Below are 5620 nucleotides of genomic sequence, written 5' to 3' on the forward strand. Positions count from 1 at the left end.
AAACCTCTCCGTATTCTCTCTTAGTCTTGTTCAGAAATCAAATAGGAGTCCTATATATGCTCCATATCTGTCTGAGTTTAAAATGCCGCGAAAATCATCACCCAGTAGATTGCGAGCTGCGTCGGAACAACGAGAAAGCGCAATTTCAAAGAACGTCACCAATGGCGTGACCGCAACCCACAACCAAGCTTTACTCTGTTTTGGGTTAGAACCATCAACATTACCTTGGTTAAAGCTGGTTTCATCGGCTCCAACTACAGGCGAGTTCTGAACGTATATTTTTGCTTCTTCAACTGCACGGAATTTCTACTATCTGGTGACGATAGGGGAAAGCATCAACTCCTGTTAATTGTTCTCCACAACATTTACACGTTTGTGGGTGGTGATCTAAAACGCTTTCACATTCGGACACATTGTACAGAAACCGACTATGACCTTTATGCCCTGGTTGTTCCCCTCGCTTTTTACCACTCTTCTTCTTTTCTTGACCCTTGTCGGCATTGAGTCGGTCTAATGAGGGCGGAGATGATGAATTCTTTGAGGTGCGATTAATTTTTTCTAAAAGCTCTTGCTGCTGGGCTTTTAAGTCAGTTAACTCTTTTTCTGATTGCTTGATGTGCTGCCCCATTTTCTCCACCAGTTCTTTGACACAGGAAGAGAGTCTTTTCCCAATCTAAGTCGGAAATTTCGATTCCGTAGGGGCGGCAGTTTTCATCCATGCCTCTTAATCTACCATCTACCTGTACCTATTTTTTACAGTAGCGGGACAACTCCTGTGAACGGTTACCTTTCTTGTAACTCGGCAGCTTTAGCTCTCACCGTTCGTTGTCCGTAAGCCAACATCAACTTGTTACTAAAAAAGTCTTGTCCCAACTTCGGAACTGTTTCATAACTGTCGTGTATTACGTCGTACACGCCGGTTGACTGATTCCACTTGAATCCGATATCTGCACGAGCTTTTATGGTGCGACCAGATACGATAATTTCAGCGCTTTGTCCAAGATAGCCACCGTAGTATCCTTTTAGTGGCTGTGCTGTTTCGTGAACTTGCGGTGATAGGTTCAAATCTTGTAAAGCTTGTACTAGACATTCACGGTTAACAAGCTTGGTTTTAACAGTTGAGAAGTGTGACATGAGAATTTTGTTCCTATAGCAGTAGAAGTGCGGTATTCTTTGTCAGGTGTATATGCATTTCTCGTTTAAGGTGCTAGTCTTGAGCGAATGCACACTCGCTCAAGACTGTTTTTTACCTGAACTTGAACGACATCACGGTAGCTTTCGATAAGCCCACATCGTCAGTCGCAAGTGATTGTAGATTGCGTTGTTCATCTAACAACTTGGTGCGGATAGAGTCTATCTTTTGCTGTAGTTGACTGCGCGTATCAGAACCAAGATTCTTAGACTCAATCGCCGGATCATTAACGATAGAATCTAGATGCGCCATCATGGCCTCCAAGCTACTGCCAGCCTCCGGTGAAGCGTTTGCCAGTAGCACTTGAACCTTCATCAGATGGCGCTCCATTTTCCTTTTAAACTGTACGGGTTTCCTTCCTGGTTCCCAATCAGCCAACTCTTCAAGCAACTGCGCCGCCAGTTGTTCACCACCTGCCAGGGCTGATTCCCGTAGCCTTTGCTCCAGATTTTGGTCATACTGCTGAATGAACTTGGTAATCTGGTCAAGACATTCGGCTTGCTGCTGATTGAGTTGTTCGGACAAAGCAGGTATGATTACCGGGCGACCAATGACGACCTGCAAATAGTCTTCGAGGTCAGTGAGAGTGGGGAATGCTCTTAGCAAGTTGGCTTTGACTGATTCTTGCTTATCGTGGGGTAATTCCCAAGTATTAAGTGAGAGGAACTGGTCAATTCGCTCTTGATAATCAACCAACCCAGCTTCATAATCAGCTTTTAATTAATTACGCAATCCAGGGGCGATATTATCTCTTATATTGATTAGCTGATTCCATACCAGGGAAGCTAAATCAATCGGACAAACCCAATCACCAGTATCAGCAGACATCCATTCTTGAACTGAAGCAATCTCTTGCCTCAATTGGGCAGCAGCTTCATCAAGCTTTTTGAATACCTTAATACCCCGCAAACCAACTTCGGAATTAGTAACTTTCACAAGGTCTGATTCGATTTCAGAGACTTCAGCTTTTAAGACATCTGCCCATTTAGGAGCGGCAGACTTTGTACTTTTCTTTAACTGGATACGAAAGCGAATGCGGGTTTTATTTAACTGTGAGAAATTGTGGCGCTCGACTACTGCATCAGTTAGGAAATTTGCAGCAATAGGGTTGTCGATTGCTTGTACCATGATTATTCACCTCAATCATTATTTTTCACTTTCAATTCAGCGAAGCTTTCTTTGTGGCTATTTCTCAATTTCTGAATGTCTGTAGTAGCTCTATAGATCACTTTTGTAAAGCTACTTTGTAGCCTAATATGTCTTTTAATGACTGGTGGTTTATGTATAGACATGGCTTAAAATAGCTGAAGTTGCTGTGAATTATCCTCTACCGCAGGCCTCTTATAGACCATGCCTTCGACTTCATAACAGCGAGTCATAAGTTTGTTACGATTTAGCCGAAAGCTGGCTTTTTTCTTTTGATTTGGCAGAGGGACAAATAGATACTGTGGATGTTTTATAGTACCTTTATCACCCAAATATCGAGAAAGCGTACCGTTTATTTGGTAAACTTTCGATGAGCTTAATAGCGTTGTATCGTAAATCTTAATCAAATTTAATTTCATCTTAGTAGCAGTGAAGTGTGCCATAATTTATCGTGGAATCGATTTTTCTCTACAGTTAGGCTGATTAAATCTGACTGGAGAGTTTTTCACGCAATTCGTTCCCTTTGCGTTAGTTATTGATTGAAAATGACAGAAGATTACAGATAGAAATGCTCGAAAATCAAATTTAATTTTTCTTTTAATTCATCTGGTAAGGCGTTAAAATCAAACTCTTCAGAGTCCCAAACTTCATCAATACTGGTAGACTCATCGATAATGTTGGCAATCAAACTTGATTCATCGTCGTGCTTCCAGCCATTTGCTAAAAGCCACGGCAAAATTCCCTCAGATTGCAATAGTTTCTCAATGTTGAACGAGCCAGAAAACTGTTGTAAGTTTTCGATACTAGGGTGAACGATTGTTGTTGTCATTTCTTGTTATTGGTGGATAGCTAGACAGCATGTATTAGCTGTAGACAAAGCTTGAGCAACTTCTAATTACAATTGCCCAAACTCTGTTTACAACGAGTTAAACCGCTATCTCATTCGCAGCTTTTGTCACAGCTAAAGCCTGTTTACTGACCTCTCGCCACTCTGTTTGCTCGTTGTAGGATGCCATGACTAATTCCGACCCAACCCACACCCGACAGAACAACACGCTTTCATCGGTTGTCCCTGGAGTAAGCTGTAGTGTAATCGGAGAATATAGTTGTTCTGGAGTAAGAGTTGCGATCGCGGTTAACAAGCTTTTAGAAAAGTGAGTATCATAACCGGATTCTAAGATATACGTCCGGTCTGCTTGAATAGTTATCAGCAACTTGCAGGTTTCTTTTTTGCGGCGTTCTGTATTCTCAAATCGCAGTTCTTTTAGATATCCAGTTAAGGCAGTTTGAGGGACATCACTCGGTTCACCGTTTAGTGTGTACCACAGTCCTCCGTGCTGTCTATTGCAGTAGATTTTGCAATTGCCAGCTTCAGAGTGTAGTCCTAGTTTCGGTTTATTGATTGCTGCGACTAACTGCTTTAATAACTCTTCCTGACGCATTAAGGCAGCAAGTAGTTCAGCATTTTCTTGAGGGTTCATTTGTTTGTACCAAAAGCATTTTCACTTTTGCATTGGCGCAGCCGTTTAATTGTGATATGTGAAACGTAGAGCCAATAAAACAGCGCTCTTGATTTCACAAAAGCGCTTTTTATTACTAATTATTTGTAGTTACGGATTACTAGTGTGAATTAAATATTGCTAACAACTCTTCACGGGATAAACTAGACAATTCCAGTAAAAATCTTGCAAAGTCATCTGGTGCTAACTGCAACAAATTATCGACCACTCTTGAGAGTTCTTCATCCACAGAACCAAACCTAAATCTCAACAAGTTTTCTACAACTTGGCGTTGTCCTTGCTCTACTCCCTCTTGTACAGCAGCAGCCCTAGCTTCTTGATAAGCTTCTGTTAAATTCATGATTAACTCCTGGTCATCTTCGGTTAAATCTGTTTGTGTCATTACACTGATACGCCACCTGTAAACCATTTCAAGAACATTCCGGCGCAAAAGGTTTTCTCTTAGCAGTGCAACCAATTCATTTACTGCTTGAATTTGTACCTTTCCCCGACCCAACAGCCTAAACCAAAGCGTGTCTGGAGTTCTTTGTAGCTTGTTAATCGCTACTATTGCTGCTCTTACTCCAAGAGGCAGAAAGTACACTCCGCTCATCCAATTGTCTAAATCTAGTTTAGCTTCAAAAGCCTTGAGCGAATGGCGCTAAGAAAAGGGAAAATCGTTGAGGCAGCAGGGGTGCAGAGGAGCGGAGGAGCAGGGGAGAAAGAAAAAGTTTTAAGCATTGCGTTCGGATATTTAGAAATTCCCCTCTGCCCCTCTGCCCCTCTGCCCCCCTGCTCCCCTGCTCCTCTGCAATCCCTACGCCGCTTACCTTTCAGCTTAACTTAGTGCCATTCAGCCTTGAGCAAAGCTTTTGAAGCACTAGGCGCTAAGATCCACAGTCTTGCTAGCTCGTTCTCTGCTATTGTTGTGTCTTCCCTGTTGGCAAGACGTTGCGCGTCTGCAATCACAGTAAATAATTTTTGTAGACAACTACGTACTTCTGTTCTACTTGGTTGATTGCGAAACGGTTCTAGCAAAGTAGTATTTAATACCGCTATTCTACCCAATAATCCTAAAGTTTATGCATCAACCGCAGATGTCGGTGTTGGCGAAAATAACACATCAACAAATCTTGTTTCATCAGTTACTTCCCTGTTAGTTTTTACTTCCCCAAAGGGAGAAAGTAACTCTTCTAAAAACTGTTTGGCAAATTTATCGTGAGGTTGCTGGGTCATTTTGTAAGGGCGAACTGTGTTTTATTTTACAAGGATTGGTTATGGTTGCATGGTGGGTATAAGAACCCACCTTTTTATTTACGCCGCTATCAACTCCCGACGAACTTGCGGCAGTTCAATCGGAGCAGTTGCCCTGGATAGCACCTCTACAGCCTCTTTTATACTCCAATACCGTACTCCATCGCCACACCGCCAATAGTAAGTCTTGGGGTCGTTTTCCCATAATTCATCAGCGTTTCTGACCTTGAAGACAATTCCCAAGAACTCACCATCTAGATATACGTTGTGAGCAGTCTGGATCTCAGTCTTGCCCACATAATTCAAACGATAGCCGTCCACTGGCATACACAAGTCTTCTGCACGAGTACCGCGATAGGAGCAGTTGCCGCACCCATGCCCACCACAATCTGGGCAGATGGCAGCAGGCATATTCCACTTCGGTATGGTGAAGTCCCATTCAGCCGGCGGGGTTAATATTCGAGCCTTGTGAGATATAGCAATCGAAGTATAGGTTAGGACGCTAAACGAACAGCCGTATCAACTCTCT

Annotated in this window: 7 protein-coding genes and 2 pseudogenes; all 9 read right to left on the reverse strand. The window is 42.6% G+C overall.

From position 1 onward, the window contains the following. Positions 1 to 30 precede the first annotated feature (30 nt). On the reverse strand, positions 31 to 279 hold the full coding sequence (locus PUQ00_RS32155; RefSeq protein ID WP_300424012.1) for a transposase: 249 nt from the start codon (positions 277 to 279) through the stop codon (positions 31 to 33). Positions 280 to 289: 10 nt separating this feature from the next. After that, positions 290 to 628, reverse strand: coding sequence for a DUF6444 domain-containing protein (locus tag PUQ00_RS32160; RefSeq protein ID WP_300424005.1), 339 nt, complete (start codon positions 626 to 628; stop codon positions 290 to 292). Positions 629 to 786: 158 nt separating this feature from the next. Next, positions 787 to 1134: pseudogene (locus PUQ00_RS32165) on the reverse strand (DUF1257 domain-containing protein); the annotation flags it as partial. A gap of 112 nt (positions 1135 to 1246) precedes the next feature. After that, positions 1247 to 2320, reverse strand: a pseudogene (locus PUQ00_RS32170) (hypothetical protein). 574 nt (positions 2321 to 2894) lie between these two features. Then, positions 2895 to 3167 (reverse strand): hypothetical protein, encoded by a 273-nt coding sequence (locus tag PUQ00_RS32180; protein ID WP_300424006.1) that lies wholly within the window; start codon positions 3165 to 3167, stop codon positions 2895 to 2897. Positions 3168 to 3264: 97 nt separating this feature from the next. Next, positions 3265 to 3819: a hypothetical protein gene (locus PUQ00_RS32185; RefSeq protein WP_300424008.1), complete on the reverse strand. Its 555-nt coding sequence runs from the start codon at positions 3817 to 3819 to the stop codon at positions 3265 to 3267. Positions 3820 to 3958: 139 nt separating this feature from the next. Continuing rightward, positions 3959 to 4450 (reverse strand): hypothetical protein, encoded by a 492-nt coding sequence (locus PUQ00_RS32190; RefSeq protein ID WP_300424009.1) that lies wholly within the window; start codon positions 4448 to 4450, stop codon positions 3959 to 3961. Between the two features lie 467 nt (positions 4451 to 4917). Continuing rightward, entirely contained in the window at positions 4918 to 5073 is a 156-nt protein-coding gene (locus PUQ00_RS32990) for a hypothetical protein (protein ID WP_366145980.1), read from the reverse strand. 78 nt (positions 5074 to 5151) lie between these two features. Then, positions 5152 to 5502: a hypothetical protein gene (locus PUQ00_RS32200; RefSeq protein ID WP_300424010.1), complete on the reverse strand. Its 351-nt coding sequence runs from the start codon at positions 5500 to 5502 to the stop codon at positions 5152 to 5154. Between the last annotated feature and the right edge of the window lie 118 nt (positions 5503 to 5620).

It is taken from the genome of Nostoc sp. S13 (genome assembly GCF_029379315.1).
In the GTDB taxonomy this organism is placed as follows: Bacteria; Cyanobacteriota; Cyanobacteriia; order Cyanobacteriales; family Nostocaceae; genus Nostoc.

Excerpts from the sequence above, each read along its gene's own strand:
- PUQ00_RS32190 (WP_300424009.1), bottom strand. The coding sequence starts at position 4,450 with ATGAGCGGAGTGTACTTTCTGCCTCTTGGAGTAAGAGCAGCAATAGTA.
- PUQ00_RS32180 (WP_300424006.1), bottom strand. The coding sequence starts at position 3,167 with ATGACAACAACAATCGTTCACCCTAGTATCGAAAACTTACAACAGTTT.
- PUQ00_RS32160 (WP_300424005.1), bottom strand. The coding sequence starts at position 628 with ATGGGGCAGCACATCAAGCAATCAGAAAAAGAGTTAACTGACTTAAAA.
- PUQ00_RS32200 (WP_300424010.1), bottom strand. The coding sequence starts at position 5,502 with ATGCCTGCTGCCATCTGCCCAGATTGTGGTGGGCATGGGTGCGGCAAC.
- PUQ00_RS32185 (WP_300424008.1), bottom strand. The coding sequence starts at position 3,819 with ATGAACCCTCAAGAAAATGCTGAACTACTTGCTGCCTTAATGCGTCAG.
- PUQ00_RS32990 (WP_366145980.1), bottom strand. The coding sequence starts at position 5,073 with ATGACCCAGCAACCTCACGATAAATTTGCCAAACAGTTTTTAGAAGAG.